The organism is Kitasatospora sp. NPDC092948, assembly GCF_044754805.1.
GTDB lineage: Bacteria > Actinomycetota > Actinomycetes > Streptomycetales > Streptomycetaceae > Kitasatospora.
The window spans coordinates 780,534-796,105 of the sequence record NZ_JBIVPU010000002.1 but is presented as its reverse complement, the minus strand read 5'-3'; the positions used below and the strand labels follow the sequence as shown (position 1 = coordinate 796,105).

14 protein-coding genes are annotated in these 15,572 nt (G+C 73.7%); 9 read left to right on the top strand and 5 right to left on the bottom strand.

Features of this window, described 5'->3' with window-relative positions; genetic code table 11:
- Positions 1-185: 185 nt before the first annotated feature.
- Entirely contained in the window at positions 186-1,346 is a 1,161-nt protein-coding gene (locus ACIQF6_RS08475; protein ID WP_400891691.1) for a pyridoxal phosphate-dependent aminotransferase, read from the bottom strand.
- A gap of 245 nt (positions 1,347-1,591) precedes the next feature.
- On the opposite strand from ACIQF6_RS08475, the gene ACIQF6_RS08470 reads away from it, so the two are divergent.
- Both ACIQF6_RS08470 and ACIQF6_RS08465 read left to right on the top strand, forming a co-directional pair.
- Entirely contained in the window at positions 1,592-2,107 is a 516-nt protein-coding gene (locus ACIQF6_RS08470; protein ID WP_400891688.1) for a hypothetical protein, read from the top strand.
- A 1-nt stretch (position 2,108) separates the two neighbouring features.
- A complete protein-coding gene (locus tag ACIQF6_RS08465; protein WP_400891686.1) occupies positions 2,109-3,200 on the top strand; it encodes a peptidase in 1,092 nt (363 codons plus the stop codon).
- A 125-nt stretch (positions 3,201-3,325) separates the two neighbouring features.
- Here the strand turns inward: ACIQF6_RS08465 and ACIQF6_RS08460 are convergent, their stop codons facing one another.
- The 3 genes from ACIQF6_RS08460 to ACIQF6_RS08450 all read right to left on the bottom strand — a co-directional run bounded on the left by ACIQF6_RS08460 (position 3,326) and on the right by ACIQF6_RS08450 (position 7,668).
- Positions 3,326-3,874: a YbjN domain-containing protein gene (locus ACIQF6_RS08460; protein WP_400891684.1), complete on the bottom strand. Its 549-nt coding sequence runs from the start codon at positions 3,872-3,874 to the stop codon at positions 3,326-3,328.
- 183 nt (positions 3,875-4,057) lie between these two features.
- Entirely contained in the window at positions 4,058-6,661 is a 2,604-nt protein-coding gene (gene clpB / locus ACIQF6_RS08455) for an ATP-dependent chaperone ClpB (RefSeq protein WP_400891682.1), read from the bottom strand.
- A gap of 77 nt (positions 6,662-6,738) precedes the next feature.
- A complete protein-coding gene (locus ACIQF6_RS08450) occupies positions 6,739-7,668 on the bottom strand; it encodes a LysR family transcriptional regulator (RefSeq protein WP_400891680.1) in 930 nt (309 codons plus the stop codon).
- 70 nt (positions 7,669-7,738) lie between these two features.
- On the opposite strand from ACIQF6_RS08450, the gene ACIQF6_RS08445 reads away from it, so the two are divergent.
- From ACIQF6_RS08445 to ACIQF6_RS08415, 7 genes are all read left to right on the top strand, one after another.
- Entirely contained in the window at positions 7,739-8,839 is a 1,101-nt protein-coding gene (locus ACIQF6_RS08445) for a TDT family transporter (RefSeq protein ID WP_400891678.1), read from the top strand.
- 682 nt (positions 8,840-9,521) lie between these two features.
- On the top strand, positions 9,522-10,526 hold the full coding sequence (locus ACIQF6_RS08440; protein WP_400891676.1) for a LuxR C-terminal-related transcriptional regulator: 1,005 nt from the start codon (positions 9,522-9,524) through the stop codon (positions 10,524-10,526).
- A complete protein-coding gene (locus ACIQF6_RS08435; protein ID WP_400891674.1) occupies positions 10,519-11,490 on the top strand; it encodes a helix-turn-helix domain-containing protein in 972 nt (323 codons plus the stop codon). The genes ACIQF6_RS08440 and ACIQF6_RS08435 overlap by 8 nt, the downstream gene beginning before the upstream one ends.
- Complete coding sequence (locus tag ACIQF6_RS08430; protein ID WP_400891672.1) at positions 11,483-11,752, top strand: hypothetical protein; 270 nt, start codon at positions 11,483-11,485, stop codon at positions 11,750-11,752. Before ACIQF6_RS08435 ends, ACIQF6_RS08430 begins: the two co-directional genes overlap by 8 nt.
- Positions 11,749-12,717, top strand: coding sequence for a LuxR C-terminal-related transcriptional regulator (locus ACIQF6_RS08425; RefSeq protein ID WP_400891670.1), 969 nt, complete (start codon positions 11,749-11,751; stop codon positions 12,715-12,717). The genes ACIQF6_RS08430 and ACIQF6_RS08425 overlap by 4 nt, the downstream gene beginning before the upstream one ends.
- Positions 12,714-13,667 (top strand): LuxR C-terminal-related transcriptional regulator, encoded by a 954-nt coding sequence (locus tag ACIQF6_RS08420; protein WP_400891667.1) that lies wholly within the window; start codon positions 12,714-12,716, stop codon positions 13,665-13,667. The genes ACIQF6_RS08425 and ACIQF6_RS08420 overlap by 4 nt, the downstream gene beginning before the upstream one ends.
- A gap of 58 nt (positions 13,668-13,725) precedes the next feature.
- A complete protein-coding gene (locus tag ACIQF6_RS08415; RefSeq protein ID WP_400891665.1) occupies positions 13,726-14,709 on the top strand; it encodes a LuxR C-terminal-related transcriptional regulator in 984 nt (327 codons plus the stop codon).
- 7 nt (positions 14,710-14,716) lie between these two features.
- Here the strand turns inward: ACIQF6_RS08415 and ACIQF6_RS08410 are convergent, their stop codons facing one another.
- Positions 14,717-15,337 carry a hypothetical protein gene (locus tag ACIQF6_RS08410; RefSeq protein ID WP_400891662.1) on the bottom strand — a complete coding sequence of 207 codons (621 nt, stop codon included), beginning with the start codon at positions 15,335-15,337 and terminating at the stop codon, positions 14,717-14,719.
- Positions 15,338-15,572: the final 235 nt, after the last annotated feature.

The following is a 15,572-nucleotide window of genomic DNA, read 5'->3' as shown; positions in this document are numbered from 1 at the left end:
ACCGTTCTGAGGCGTGTGCCCGACTGGGTGTGATCGGTCCCGGGTTGCACTCTGTTCGGTGAGCGCCTCCACGCCCGTGGTGTGCGCCGTGCACTCCTGGAGCGGATGCGGGGCAACCGGCGTTCGGACATGGCGGAGCGCCCGGCGGCGGTCTCCGGCCGCCGGGCGCCCGTCCGCTCCGGCTGCTACCGGCGGTGCAGGCGCTCCACGGCCTCCCGCAGCACCGACTCCCTCTTGCAGAAGGCGAATCGAACTTGGCTGCGGCCGATCTCGGTGTTGTCGTAGAAGACCGCGTTGGGAATCGCCACCACCCCGCAGCGGCCGGGCAGTTCACGGCAGAACTCGATGCCGTCCGTCTCGCCGAGCGGGGTGATGTCGGTGGTGATGAAGTACGTGCCCTGCGGCTCGAACACCCGGAACCCGGCCTCGGTCAGGCCGGTCGCCAGCAGGTCGCGCTTGCGCCGCAACTCGGCGCGGAAGTCCGCGTAGTAGGCGTCGGGCAGCCGCAGCGCCTCGGCCACCGCGTACTGGAACGGGCCGGCCGAGACGTACGTCAGGTACTGCTTGACGGTGCGGACCGCGGCGACCAGTTCGGGGGAGCCGGTGACCCAGCCGACCTTCCAACCGGTGAACGAGAAGGTCTTGCCGGCCGAGGAGATCGCGACGGTGCGTTCGCGCATCCCGGGGAGCGCGGCCAGCGGGTGGTGGGCGCCGGCGAACACCAGGTGCTCGTAGACCTCGTCGGTGATCACCAACAGGTCGTGCTCGACCGCCAGTTCGGCGATCGCGGCGAGCTCCTCGGGGGTCAGCACGGTGCCGGTCGGGTTGTGCGGGGTGTTGATCAGCAGCAGCCGGGTGCGCGGGGTGACGAGCGAACGCAGCTCGTCCAGGTCGGGCCGGAACGCGGGCTGGCGGAGCGTCAGCGGCACCCGCACCGCGCCGGCCATCGCGATGCAGGCCGCGTAGGAGTCGTAGAACGGCTCGAAGGCGATCACCTCGTCGCCGGGCTCCAGCAGGGCGAGCAGCGCGGCGGCGATGGCCTCGGTGGCGCCGGCGGTGACCAGCACCTCGCGGTCGGGGTCGTACGTCAGCCCGTAGAAGCGCTGCTGGTGCTCGGCGACGGCCGTCCGCAGCTCGGGGATGCCCGGCCCGGGCGGGTACTGGTTGCCGCGGCCCTCGCGCAGCGCCCGCACCGCGGCCTCCCGGACCTCCTGCGGCCCGTCGGTGTCCGGGAACCCCTGCCCCAGGTTGATCGCACCGGTGGCGGTGGCCAGGGCCGACATCTCCGCGAAGATCGTCGTCCCCATGCCCGCCAGCCGGCGGTTCAGCAGCGGCCTTGCACCCATTGCGGCTCCTCGCAGGTTGTGGTCGGCCAATCCTCTGACGGCCCGCAGGCCGCGGACAAGCACTCGTACGACGGGTACGGACGGCGGGCCGTGGTCATTCCTGCGGCGGAGATCGGCGCGCGTCCGGCGGAGGGCGGCGCGCTCCGGCTTGCGGGAGCGGGGTGCGGTCGATTGCCTGATCGTGCGTCAGATGGACGTGCTCGACCGGCATGTCCGCCATTCGGGGGTCTACTTCGGGAGCTACTGTGCGTGCACCAACCCTGTCCACCGCGGCGCTGGCCGCCGCGCTCGTCCTGGGCCAGCCGGTCCTCGCGGTCGCCGAGGACGACCCCAGCACCACCGTGACGTTCGTCGTCACCTCCGGCGCGCTGTCGCTGTCGGTGCCGGCCTCCGCCGACCTCGGGTCGGGGGCGCCCGGTACGTCGATCGGCTCGGCGATCGGCCCGTGCAGCGTGGTCGACGACCGGGCCCTGGCCTCGGCGTCCTGGACGGTGACCGCGTCGGAGACGGACTTCGTCAACGGGGTGTCGACGATCCCCGCCACCGACTCCGACTACACGGTCGGGGTGGTGACCACGACCGGCACCATCACCGTCACCACGACGGACGTGACGCTGAGCGGCGCCCCGCAGGTGGTGCTGACCGGGAGCGCCGGCGTCGGGGACAACACCGCGTCCTGGGACCCGACCGTCACCGTGCACGCGCCCGCCAGTGCCGTCTCCGGGCTCTACACCGGCACGCTCACCCAGTCCGTTGCCTGACGTGGCGAGGGGTGCGCGCCGGGCCTGGGCGGTGCTGGCGGTGCTGGCCGCGGTCCACGCGGCCGGGGTGGCGCCGGCCCTGGCGGACGGGATGCCCTCCGAGCCCGCCGCGGCGCCGGGCGTCGCGGAGCACGAGGGGCGCGAGGGGTCCAACTCGCCGTCCCCGGAGGCGAGTCCGACGGATCGGACGATCGGGATCAAGCTGCTGGACGCACCGGAGGACCGCCGTGACGACCCCCGGGCGCAGGCCTACATCGTCGACCACCTCGAACCCGGCTCGACCATCGAGCGCCGGGTGGAGGTCCTCAACGAGTCCTCCGCGCCGATGCACATCGACGTCTACGCCGCGGCGGCGTCCGTCGCGAAGGGGGAGTTCGCCTTCGCCGCGGACCGCACTGCCAACGAGCTGACCGGCTGGACCTCGCTCGACACGTCGGGCCTCGACCTGGAGGCCCACGAGACGGCGCAGGTGCGGGCCACGATCCGGGTGCCCAAGGACGCTTCCGCCGGCGAGCGGTACGGCGTCATCTGGGCGCAGACGGCCGCCGCTCCGGACCGCTCGCACAACCTGGCGATCCGGGGCCGGGTGGGCGTCCGGATGTACGTCGACGTGGGCCCGGGCGGCGAGCCGGCCTCGGACTTCGAGGTCGAGCAGCTCACCCCGGGCCGCAGCAAGGACGGGCGGGCGGAGCTGCACGCCCGGATCCACAACACGGGCGGCCGGGCGCTGGACATCAACGGGGCGCTCTCCCTCTCGAACGGCCCGGGCGGACTGCGCGCCGGGCCGTTCACGGCCAGGACCGGCACCGTGCTGGCCCCGGGCGCCCGCGCGGAGGCGGTCGTCCCGCTGGACTCCCAGCTGCCGGACGGCCCCTGGAGCATGGAGTTGACGCTCAGGAGCGGCACGGTCGAGCACACCTCGCGGGCCACCGCCACGTTCCCGAGGACCTCCGGCGGCACCGGGGCGGTCACCGCGTCGGCCGCCGAGCAGGGGCGCTTCCCGGCTCCCGTGGTCGCCGGGCTGTCGGCACTGGTCGCCGCCGCCGGGGGCTTCCTGCTGCTCGGGTTCCGGCGTCGGCGTCGGCGCCGCTGAGCGCGGGCGACCCGTTCGGCCCGGGACGGCGGCTCCGCCGTCCCGGGCCGGGTGCGTCGGCCATGCGCAAGGGCCCGGCCACCGGATGTCCGGTGGCCGGGCCCTTTGGGCGGTTCGGGGGAGGATCAGGCCTCGTCGGCCGGGCCGTCCTCGCCGTCCTCGACCTGCTCCTGCAGGCCCAGGCGCTCGACCATCCACTGCTCGAAGCCGACCGCGGCCTGCGTCCAGTTGGCGGTGGTGCCGACGAAGTACTCCAGGCTGACGCCGTTGCCGATGATCATCTGGGACTCGCCGATCAGGCGGACCACGCCGTCCTCGTGCGTGTGGGTGTAGACCTTGGGCCACAGGGTCTCGCGGTTCCACTCGTCGATCAGGTCGAGGATCTCGCCCTTCTTCTCCAGCGGGAACGAGCGGTCGTAGAAGGCGCGGACCGCGAACAGTTCCTTGTGGTCGCCGCGGAACATGTAGTAGACGCGGAAGTTCTCCCAGGGGGCGGTGAGGTCGCCCTCCTCGTCCACCACGTGCTTGAGCTGCATCTGGTCGAGCAGCTGGGCGACCAGGTTCTGGTCCGGAACGATCACCGGCGGCGGCCCGGCCGGAGCGCCACCGGGCTGTCCGCCCTGCGGCGGCTGCGGCAGGCCGAAGGACGGGATGGACGACGGGTCGATGCTCACGGGGGTTTCCCTTTCACGGTGCACAAGGTCGGCTGCCGATGGGGGGCCGCCTTCTCATACCCCCATCCTGCCTCATTCGGAGCTTGCGGCACAGAGTGACTCGGGGGGCGACTCACCTGCTCCCGACCGGTGCGGACACGCCGGCGGGCGGAGCCGCGGGGGCTCCGCCCGCCGACGCGGGACTCACTTCACCAGCGAGGGCTTCGGGCCGACGCTGAGCCGGTCGTTCGCCTCGTCCCGGTCGACCAGGACGGTGTCCCCGTCGTGGACCCGGCCGGAGAGGATCTCCTTGGCGAGCTGGTCGCCGATCGCGGACTGCACCAGGCGGCGCAGCGGGCGGGCGCCGTACGCCGGGTCGTAGCCGGTCAGCGACAGCCAGTCCCGGGCGGCGGGGGTGACGTCCAGGGTGAGGCGGCGGTCGTGCAGACGGCGGGCCAGCGCGGCGATCTGGAGGTCGACGATCCGGCTGAGCTCGGCGGTGCCCAGCGGGTCGAAGACCACGATGTCGTCCAGCCGGTTGAGGAACTCCGGCTTGAACGCCTGCCGGACCGTCTCCAGCACCAGCTCCTTCTTGCGCTCCTCCGGGGTGGTCGGGTCGACCAGGTACGGCGAGCCGAGGTTGGAGGTGAGGATCAGGATCGTGTTGCGGAAGTCCACCGTGCGGCCCTGGCCGTCGGTGAGGCGGCCGTCGTCCAGCACCTGGAGCAGCACGTCGAACACCTCGGGGTGGGCCTTCTCCACCTCGTCCAGCAGCACCACGCTGTACGGGCGGCGGCGGACCGCCTCGGTGAGCTGGCCGCCCTCCTCGTAGCCGACGTACCCGGGCGGGGCGCCGACCAGGCGGGAGACCGAGTGCTTCTCGCCGTACTCGCTCATGTCGATCCGGACCATCGCCCGCTCGTCGTCGAACAGGAAGTCGGCGAGCGCCTTGGCCAGTTCGGTCTTGCCGACGCCGGTCGGGCCGAGGAACAGGAACGAGCCGGTCGGGCGGTCCGGGTCGGCGATGCCGGAGCGGGTGCGGCGCACCGCGTCGGACACTGCCTGGACGGCCTCCCGCTGACCGATCAGGCGACGGCCCAACTCGTCCTCCATGCGCAGGAGTTTGGCGCTCTCGCCCTCCAGCAGGCGGCCGGCGGGGATGCCCGTCCAGGAGGAGACCACGTCGGCCACGTCGTCCGGGCCGACCTGCTCCTTGACCATGGTGGTGTTCGGCTCGTCCGCCGCGCGGTCCTGGGCCTCCGTCAACTCGCGTTCGGCAGCCGGGATTTCGGCGTACATCAGCTTGGAGGCACGCTCGAAGTCGCCGTCGCGCTGGGCGCGGTCGAGGGCGCCGCGCAGGTCGTCGAGGCGCTCCTTGAGCTCGCCGACCCGGTTCAGGGACTTCTTCTCCTGCTCCCAGCGGGCGTTGAGGGTGCTCAGCTGCTCCTGCTTGTCGGCGAGGTCGCGGCGGAGCCGGCCGAGCCGCTCGACCGAGGCCGGGTCGGACTCCTTGTCGAGCGCGAGCTCCTCCATCCGCAGCCGGTCCACGGCGCGCTGGAGTTCGTCGATCTCCACCGGGGAGGAGTCGATCTCCATCCGCAGCCGGGACGCCGACTCGTCGACCAGGTCGATCGCCTTGTCGGGCAGGAAGCGGGAGGTGATGTACCGGTTGGACAGGGTGGCGGCGGCGACCAGTGCGGCGTCGGTGATCTCCACCTTGTGGTGCGCCTCGTAGCGGCCCTTCAGGCCGCGCAGGATGGCGATGGTGTCCTCGACGGTGGGCTCGCCGACCAGCACCTGCTGGAAGCGGCGCTCCAGGGCCGGGTCCTTCTCGATCCGCTCGCGGTACTCGTCCAGCGTGGTGGCGCCGACCATGCGCAGCTCGCCGCGGGCCAGCATCGGCTTGAGCATGTTGCCCGCGTCCATCGAGGAGTCGCCGCCGGCGCCCGCGCCGACCATGGTGTGCAGCTCGTCGATGAAGGTGATCACCTGGCCGTCGGAGTCCTTGATGTCGTTCAGGACGGCCTTCAGCCGCTCCTCGAACTCACCGCGGAACTTGGCGCCGGCGACCATCGCGGCCAGGTCGAGCGCGACCAGGCGCTTGCCGCGCAGCGACTCCGGCACGTCTCCGGCGACGATGCGCTGGGCCAGGCCCTCGACCACGGCGGTCTTGCCGACGCCGGGCTCGCCGATCAGCACCGGGTTGTTCTTGGTGCGGCGGGAGAGCACCTGCACCACCCGGCGGATCTCCTGGTCGCGGCCGATCACCGGGTCGAGCTTGCCGTCCCGGGCGGCCTGGGTGAGGTCGGAGCCGTACTTCTCCAGGGCCTTGTAGGTGCCCTCCGGATCCGGCGAGGTGACCCGGGCGCTGCCCCGGACGTCCTTGAACGCCGCGAGCAGGGCCTTCGGGGTGGCGCCGTGCTGCTTCAGCAGCCCGGCCACCGGGCCGCCCTCGGCGGCCAGGCCGACCAGCAGGTGCTCGGTGGAGACGTACTGGTCGTCCAGGTCGGCGGCGCGCCGGCCGGCCTCCTCCAGCACGGCCAGGGTGTCCCGGGCGAGCTGGGGCGCGGCCACCGTGGAGCCCTGGGCGGCGGGCAGCGCGGCGGCCTGCCGGCGGGCCTCGACGGCGATCGGCGCGGCGTCCGCCCCGACGGCCTTGAGCAGCGGGCGGGCCAGGCCCTCCGGCTGCTCCAGCAGGGCCAGCAGGATGTGCACCGGCTTGACGTCGGGGTTCCCCGCGGCGCCGGCCTGGCGGATGGCGGAGGACAGGGCCTCCTGCGTCTTGCTGGTGAACTTACTGGCGTCCACTGCGGGCATACCCCTCTCGTCTTCGGGACAACTCAAGTCTGCTGACTACAGCATGCACTAAGTTGAGTCTATTCCGCTCAACTTTTTTGGGAAGGCCGTCCTGGCACCGGCCCGCGGGTCAGCCCGAGCAGCAGCCGGGCCGGTCCGGCCGGGCGCTGACCGGCCGGCCAGACCGCGCGCAGCGGGCGCTGCAGGTCCAGGCCGGCCAGCGGGACGGCGACCAGCCGGCGGGTGGCCAGCTCCTCGGTGACGGCCAGTTCGCTCAGGCAGACCGGGCCCGCGCCGGTCATCGCGGCGGCCTTCAGCGCCGTCGAGGAGGCCAGCTCCAGCCGGGGCTCGGCCGCCCCGCCGTACGGGGCGAGCGCCTCCTCCAGCACCTCCCGGGTGCCGGAGCCGACCTCGCGCAGCACCAACGGGGTGGCGGCCAGCTCGGCCCCGGTGACGGGGGCGCGGCGGCGGGCCCAGCGGTGCTCGGGGGAGACCACCACCACCAGCCGGTCCGCGGCGACCACCACGCCGGACAGGCCGGGCGGGGTGGAGGTGCCCTCGACGAAGCCGAGGTCGGCCTCGCCGGCCAGCACCCGGGCGGCGACGTCCGCGGAGTTCGCGGTGCGCAGCGTGACGGCCGTGCCCGGGCTGGCCTCGTTCAGCGCGAGCAGCCAGCCCGGCATCAGGTACTCGGCGACGGTCAGGCTGGCCACCACCCGCAGCCGGGCGTCCCGGCGTTCGCGCAGCGCGTCGATCCCGGCGTCCAGCGCCTGGGCGGCCTCCACCACCTGCCGGGCCCACTCGACCACCAGCCGGCCCGCCTCGGTGGGCCGGGAGCCGCGCGGGGAGCGCTCCAGCAGCGCCACCCCGATCTGCCGTTCCATCCCCTTGATCCGGGCGCTGGCGGCGGGCTGGCTGACGCCCAGCTCGGCCGCGGCCCGGCCGACACTGCCCAGTCGGGCCACCGCGAGCAGCAGCTCCAGGGCGCCGAGTTCCGGGACGTGCGGGGAGAGAGCCATAGGCTCAGGCTATGTCCTCATAGCGGACGCCTCGCTACCGCCGTCCGACCTGCGGGGAGACGGTGGGGCCATGGCAACCCTCACCGCTTCGCGCACCCGGCTGCGCACCCTTGACCTGTCCCGGCTCGGACCGAACTGGTACGCCGCCGTGATGGGCACCGCGATCACCGGCAACGGCGCCGCCGCGCTGCCGATCGACCTGCCGGGCCGGCTCGCCCTCGCCGAGGCGGTGTGGACGCTGTCGCTGCTGCTGCTGGCCGTCCTGCTGGGGGCCCGCGCCGTGCACCTGGTGCGCCACCGCGAGCAGGCCCGGCGCACCCTGCTGGACGACCCGTCCGCCGCGGTGTTCTACGGCTGCCCGCCGATGGCGCTGCTGGCCGTCGGCTACGGCGCGCTCGCGGTCGGCGGGCCGGTGATCGGCGCGCGGGCCGGCCTGGCGCTGGACGTGCTGCTGTGGAGCGCCGGGACGCTGTACGCGGTGGCGGTGGCCGCCGGCCTGCCGTACCTGATGATCACCCGGCACCGGCTGTCCGCGCTGGAGGCCAACCCGACCTGGCTGCTGCCGGTGGTCGCCCCGATGGTGGCCGCCGCGCTCGGCCCCGCGCTGGTGCCGCACCTGCCGGAGGGGGTGGCCCGGCAGGCGCTGCTGTACGGGTGCGTGGCGATGTTCGGGGCGAGCCTGCTGGCCACCCTGGTGCTGCTGCCGGTGGTGTTCGGCGGGCTGGTGCACAGCAAGCTGCCCTCGGTGGTGCTCACCCCGTCGCTGTTCCTGGTGCTCGGTCCGCTCGGCCAGTCCACCACCGCGGTCCACCAGTTCGCGGACGCGGTGCCGCTCGCGCTGCCGGGCGCCGGCGGGCCGGGGGCGGCGGTGGCCCGCGGCCTGGCCGAGGTGTACGGCGTCGCGGTGATGGGTTTCGCGCTGCTCTGGCTGGCCGTGGCGCTGGTCGCCAACCTGCGGGCGCTGCGGGCCGGGATGCCGTTCGCGATGACCTGGTGGGCGTTCACCTTCCCGGTCGGCACGCTCGTCACCGGCTCGGCCGCGCTGGCCCGGCACACCGGGTTCGGCGGCTTCACCGGGCTGGCCGTCGCGCTGTGGCTGCTGCTGTTCACCGCCTGGGCGGTGGCCTCGCTCCGGACCGTGGCGGGGCTGCGGGCCGGACGGCTGCTGTAGCGGCCGCGGGACGCCGGCGCGGACGGTCGCATTCGTCGGCGGATGTCGGCGTCCCGCGGCGGCGGATTCGGAGCGGTCGATTCGGCGTCGGTGATTCCGGATCGGCGGCATCGGTAAAAAGTTGTCGATTTTTCGCCCCCGGCAGTGACATTCCGGCGCTCCGCGACGCTACCGCCGGGCGGCCGGGCCGGAGCATACCGAATGCCTGTTCGGAGAGGGGGGAATAGCCGCGAAATCCAGGATTCCGGTCACTCGATCGAGTGGATTGCTGCAGGTTCCTGCACTTGCGGAAACCTGCAGCCGGAGACCACTTGTTCGGAGTTCCCTGCGCTGTGAAGGTGTAGTCACGCCAAGTCGTCCCGGGCCGCCGCAGCCCGGTCGGCGACTTGCTCTTCGCGTGGGGGCGACAGGTGCGTTCGTATCTGCGCAACGGGGGGAAGAGCACCGGCCCGGACGCCATGTGTGGTGATGGCGGCCGGACCGGTACCGGTGAGGCGTTGCTGCTCCGCCTCGCCGGAAGCGTCCTGACGCTTGGCGTGACACGAGCGGGTCCTCCGGGGTCCGGGTGCCTGCACCCGCCCCGGAGGACGCCGCCCGCACCGCAGGGCTCCCGCCGTCGAGCCGGACGACCCTGCTGAGATCATCATCCGCAAGCGGAGGAACACGGCAGGGAGAGCTCGACGTGGCTGCGGACCACCCGACGTCAGACCCGGACGGCACACTGCCCGAGGACGACGCCGCCCGGCTGTACCTCGCCATCCTGACGGCCGGCGGTCGCATTCCGCTCGAGGACCCGGCGCTGCCCGACTCCGACTTCGCCCCGGAACGCCAACAGGCCCTGCTGGCGCAGCTGGTGGCCGTCGGACTGGTGCTGCGCAACCGCATCGACGGCTGCTACGTCGCGGTCAGCCCGCGCGCCGTCGCCGAACGCCTGGGCACCGACCTGCGGGCCCGGGCCACCCGGCTGCTGCTCGACGCCGACCGGCTGCCCGCCGCCCTCGACCCGCTCACCCGCGCCTACGACGCCGTCCCCCGGCCCGCCGACCAGGCCCGGCAGGCGGTGTACGTGGACGGCCAGGAGAGCATCCGGCTGCGGATAGCCCAGCTGATCTCCGACTGCCGGCTGGAGCTGCTCAGCGCCCAGCCCGGCCTGCGCCCGCCCGCCGTCCTCGAACTCGCCCACACCCAGGACCGGTTGATGCTCCGTCGGGGCGGCACCATGCGCACCCTCTACCAGCCGGTCGCGCTCACCGAGGACAGCGCCGTCCGGCACGCCGTCGCGATGGCCGAGCAGGGCGCCCAACTCCGCGTCCTGGACGAGCCGTTCCTCCGCATGATCGTCATCGACCGGCGGATCGCCGTGATCCCCGCCGCCGACGACCACAGCCGCGCCGCCTTCGTCGAGGACCCCGCCGCCATCGCCTACCTGGTGGCCGGCTTCGAACGCGACTGGGCCCGTGCCGAGCAGGTCCACTGGCCCAGCCTCGACGGCCGCGCCCTCACCCGCAGCGTCACCCACCGGGTCGGCCGGATGCTCGCCCAGGGCCTCACCCAGCGCGCCGTCGCCACCCGACTCGGCCTGTCCGAGCGCACCGTCGCCGGCCACATCTCCCGGCTGCGCGAACAGCACAACGCCCAGACCCTGTTCCAGCTCGGCTGGCTGATGAGAGGCGGCGGACGTGGCTGACCCCGCGCCCGTACCCGCGCCGGTCGACGACCTCGCCCGGCGCCTCTACCTGGAGATCCTCGACGCCGGCGGCCGGATCGCCGCCGAGCGGATCGCCGACCCGCAGCGGCCCGCGCTCGCCGAACTGCTCCGCACCGGCCTGCTGGTCCCCGACGGCCTGGACGGCACCTACCTGGCCGTCGACCCGCGCTTCGTGGCCGAGAGCCTGGGCGCCGAGATGAACACCGAGGCCGCCCGCCTGCTCAACCGGGCCGAATGCCTGCCCGGCCGCCTCGACCCGCTGATCACCGCCTTCGAGAGCCTCTCCCGCCCGATCGAGCCCGCCAGCTGCGACGTCCAGGTGATCGGCCGCGAGCAGATCCGCCGACGGATCGCCCAACTCGCCGCCGACTGCCGCGAGGAGGCCCTCACCGCACAGCCCGGGGAGCTCGTGCCGAGCGTCCTGGCGGCCTCGCTCCTCCAGGAACTCCCGGTGCTGCGGCGCGGCTGCCGGATCCGCAGCCTGTACCGGCCCGTCCTGCTCGCCGAGCCCGCCGCGATCCGCTACGCCGCCGCGTTCACCGAGGCCGGCGGCGAGATCCGGCTGCTCGACGAACCGTTCCAGCGCGCCATGGTCTTCGACCGCCGCACCGCCGTCGTCCCCGCCGCCGAGGACTACAGCCGGGCCGCGCTGATCCTCGACCCCGCCACCGTCGCGACGATCGCGGCCGGCTTCGAACGCGACTGGGCCCGGGCCGAACGCGTCCGCTGGGACCTGCTGCTCGACGCCGCCGCCACCCGCAGCGCCGCCGACCAGATCGCCCGACTGCTCGCCCAGGGCCTCACCCAGCGCGCCGTCGCCACCCGCCTCGGCCTGTCCGAGCGCACGGTGGCCGGCCACATCTCCCGGCTGCGCGAACAGCACGGCGCCGACACGCTGTTCCAGCTCGGCTGGCTGATGCGCGGAGGCGGGAGCCGTGGCTGAACCGGACATCGCCCCTCGGGCCGGGGTCGAGCGGCCGCTCCACCTCGCCGCACCCCGGGCCGGCCGGGTCCCGCTGCGCGAGCCGAGGGAGCAGGACGCGGCCGCCCGGCTGCTGGAGCACTACCGGGCGGTCAACCCGCGCACCACCGGGGCCCGGCTCGGCGCCGGCCCGCGGGAGCACGCCACCGGACCGCTCGCCCGCGCCGACCTGGCGGCGACCGGCTTCGACGAGCCGACGCCGATGCGGGACGGTGCACGATGACCACACCGCCGACCGATCCGCGCAGGCCCATGCCCGAACTGCCCACCGCCGCCGAGAAAGCCCTCTACCTCGCCGTCCTGCGGGCCGGCCGGATCCCGCTGCGGGAGCTGACGGAGCAGGACGCGGGCGCCGCCGCCCGGCTGCTCGAACTCGGCCTGCTCGAACAGTACGTTCCCGACGGCTGGGTCGCCGCCGTCGACCCGCGCTCCGCCGCCGCCCGCCTCGGCGCCGCGCACCGGGCCGGCGCCGCCGACCTGCTGGCCCGCGCCGACCGGGCCGCGCTCGCCCTCGACGACCTCGCCGACCACTACGACGCCGCCCGGCACCGCCTCGACGAGGCCCCGCAGATCACCCACGTCCACGGCCTGGAGCGGATCCAGCACCGCCTGCTCGCCATCGAGGCCGAGCGGTACGAGGAGGTTCTCGCCGCCCAGCCCGGCCACCGGCCGGCCGAGGCCCTCGGCAACTCCCGGATGCGCGAAGCCCTCGGCCGCGGCGCGGTCGCCGACATCCTCTACCAGCCGATCGCCCGCCGGACCCCGCACACCGTCGCGTACGGTGCCGTCGCCACCGGCTGGGGCGCGCGCCTGCGCGTCCTGGACGAGCCGTTCGCCCGCATGATGATCTTCGACCGGCGGGTGGCAGTGATCTCCGGGGCCGTCGACAACCGCACCGCCGCCTTCATCGAGGACCCGGGCGTGATCGCCCACCTGGTCGACGTCTTCCAACGCGACTTCGCCCGTGCCGAACGCGTCCCCTGGCAGATCCTGGACGGCGCCGAACTCCCCGAGGCGCTCGGCCGGGTGGGCGAGCTGCTGGCCGAGGGGCTGACCCAGCGGGCGATCGCCTCCCGCCTCGGCATCGGCGAGCGGACGGTGGCCGCCCACATCGCCCGGCTGCGCGAGCGGTACGGCGCGCAGACGCTGTTCCAGCTGGGGCGGCTGATGCGGGACGGTGCGCGGTGACCGACCGACTGCCGGGCGAGGAGGAGCGGGCGCTGTACCGCCAAGTGCTGGAGCAGGGCGGACAGGTGATGTTCCGTGAGGCGATGCAGCAGAACGCCGCCGCCGCCCTGCGGCTGATCGAACTCGGCCTGCTGATCCACCACGCCGTCGACGAGTCGCTGAGCGCCGTCAACCCCCGCGCGGTGGCGGCCCGGCTGAGCACCGACCTGCGCGAGGCGGCCATCCGCATGCTGACGAGCTCGCAGCGGGCCCCCGCCCAGCTGGAGGACCTGGTGCGCGCCTACGACCAGGCCCCGCGCCGCCCCGACCGGTCGCACGCGGTCGAGCGGGTGAACGACCGCCTGCAGATCCGGCACCGCATCATGCAGATCGAGTCCGAGATGCAGGAGGAGACGCTCGCCGCCCAGCCCGGCGGCGCCCGCCCGGTCGGAAACATGCGGCAGTCCCTGTTGCGTTCGCTGGACTTCCTCGACCGGGGCATCGTCCTGCGCACCCTCTACCAGCCGGGCGCGCTCGCCGACCCGCCCACCGTCGACTACGCCGCCGAGGTCTCGGCCGGCGGCGAGCGGATCCGGATCCTGGACGAGCCGTTCCGGAAGATGCTGATCTTCGACCGGCGGATCGCGATCATCAGCGCCTCGCCGGACGACAACCAGGCCGCCTTCGTCGAGGACCCGGCCGTGCTGGCCAGCCTGCTCGACGTGTTCGAACGCGACTGGGCGCGCGCCACCCGGATCGACTGGCACGCGCAGGCCGGCCGCCCGCGCGGCACCGGCGTTCCGAAGGAGGTCGGCGCCCTGCTCGCCCAGGGCCTCACCCAGCGCGCCATCGCCTCCCGACTCGGCCTGTCGGAACGGACGGTGGCCGCCCACATCGCCCGGCTGCGCGAGCTCTACGATGCGGAGACCCTGTTCCAGCTCGGCTGGCAGCTGCGCGGAGCGCCGGAATGACCGATCGGAACCGACCGCCCGGGCGCCGCCCGGGGGCGGCCCGGAAGGAGTGGGACCTGTGACCGAGCCGAACGGAGCCGCCCTGCCGACCGAGTCCGAACGACGGCTGTACCAGCAGATCCTGGACCAGGGCGGACGGGTGGCCTTCCGCGAGGCGGTCGAACAGGACTCGACCGGGGTGCTGCGGCTGCTGGAACTCGGGCTGCTGGTGCACGACGCGGCCGACCGGTCGCTGACGGCCGTCAACCCGCGTGCGGTCGGCGACCGGATCAGCACCGAACTCCGCGCCGAGGGCACCCGGATGCTGCTGCGCGCCGAGGAGATGCCCGCCCTGCTGGGGGACCTCATCCACGCCTACGACGCCACCCCGCGCCGCGCCGACCGCTCCAGCGTGGTCCAGCACATCGAGCGGACCGACCGGATCCGCGAGCGGGTACGGCAGTTGGAGACCGAGGTGGCCGAGGAGATGCTCACCCTGCGGCCCGGCGGGGTGTCCCCGGGCGACCACCGGGCCGACTCGCTGGAGCGCGTCCGCCGCTTCCTGACCGGCGGCGCCGTGCTGCACACGGTCTACGAGCCCGCCGCGTTGCTCGACGGGGCCACGGTGCAGTGGGCGGAGACCGTCACCGGGTGGGGCGGACGGTTCCGCACCCTGAGCGAGCCGTTCAGCCGCATGGCGATCTTCGACCGCCGGATCGCCGTCGTCCCGGCGTCGGCGGACAACTCCAACGCCGCGGTGGTCGAGGACCCGGCGGTGGTCTCGTTCCTGGTCGCCGCCTTCGAACGGGACTGGGAGCGGGCCGAACGGGTCCGCTGGCGCTCCGCCGACCGCGAGGGCGAGAGCGTCGTCCCGGTCCACGAACAGGTCGGCCGACTGCTCGCCCAGGGCCTGACGCAGCGTTCGATCGCCTCCCGCCTCGGCCTGTCGGAGCGGACCGTGGCGGGTCACATCTCCCGGCTGCGCGAACTGCACGACGCGGAGACGCTGTTCCAGCTCGGCTGGCAGATGCGGGCGTCCGAGGATCCGGCGGCGACCGACTGACCGGCCGTCAGCCGGTGGCGATCTCCGGGGACCAGAAGCCGTACGGGCCGGTGTGCTCGCGGCGGGTGCGCGGGAACTGCTCGCCCGGCGCGGTCCAGAAGCCGCTGCGCAGCGACAGCGCCATGCCGGCCCAGTCCAGCGCGGTCTCGACGGTGTGGTGCAGCGCCTCCTGCGACCAGGTGTCGTCGAACACCAGCGGCAGCACGGGGGAGACCTGCTCGATGGTGGCGATCAGCGGGTTGTGGGTGATCGCCTCGTCCACCAGCATCACGATCGGCTTGCGCAGCGCCGACGCCCAGCCCAGCTCCAGGCTCACGCCGGCGGAGAGCGGGGCGCCGACGTACGCGAACACCAGGTCCGCGCTCTGCATGGCGCGGAAGTCGGAGGGCACCCGCTGCTCCGGCGCCTTCCCGGCCACCGTCCACGCGTCGCTGTGGTGGGCGCTGTACACCGCGGCCCCGCTGCGCAGCAGCGTGCTCCGCAGGGTGGTCAGCCTGGTGCGGCTGGCCAGCGTCACCACGCTGTCCGCCGGTCCGGTCAGCCGCATCAGGGGCGCGGCGAGGAAGACCCGTGCGCGTCGCCCTTCGCTGCTCGCGGGCGTCTGGTGCTGCAGTTCGGACTCTCTCATCTGTCAGCTCCGGGGACAGGCCGTCCGGATGATCGAGTGCCGGCGGCGGTTGGTCAGTGGCTGCTCAAGCTGATGGCTTGGGGTGCATTGTTGAACTGGGAATTGATGGTGCATTGGCAAGTGTGGTAGGCCTGCCAGCCCATTGAGAGCGAACTGATCGTCCATCGTGACCTGCGGTTGCGTCCAGAGTTGTCCGGTGGCATGTGGCTGCCTGGCAGCGAGATGACGCACCGAG

Bases quoted from the DNA above. Each gene is read 5' to 3' on its own strand.
- ACIQF6_RS08450 (WP_400891680.1), bottom strand. From the start codon at position 7,668: ATGGCTCTCTCCCCGCACGTCCCGGAACTCGGCGCCCTGGAGCTGCTG.
- ACIQF6_RS08475 (WP_400891691.1), bottom strand. From the start codon at position 1,346: ATGGGTGCAAGGCCGCTGCTGAACCGCCGGCTGGCGGGCATGGGGACG.
- ACIQF6_RS08445 (WP_400891678.1), top strand. From the start codon at position 7,739: ATGGCAACCCTCACCGCTTCGCGCACCCGGCTGCGCACCCTTGACCTG.
- ACIQF6_RS08410 (WP_400891662.1), bottom strand. From the start codon at position 15,337: ATGAGAGAGTCCGAACTGCAGCACCAGACGCCCGCGAGCAGCGAAGGG.
- ACIQF6_RS08425 (WP_400891670.1), top strand. From the start codon at position 11,749: ATGACCACACCGCCGACCGATCCGCGCAGGCCCATGCCCGAACTGCCC.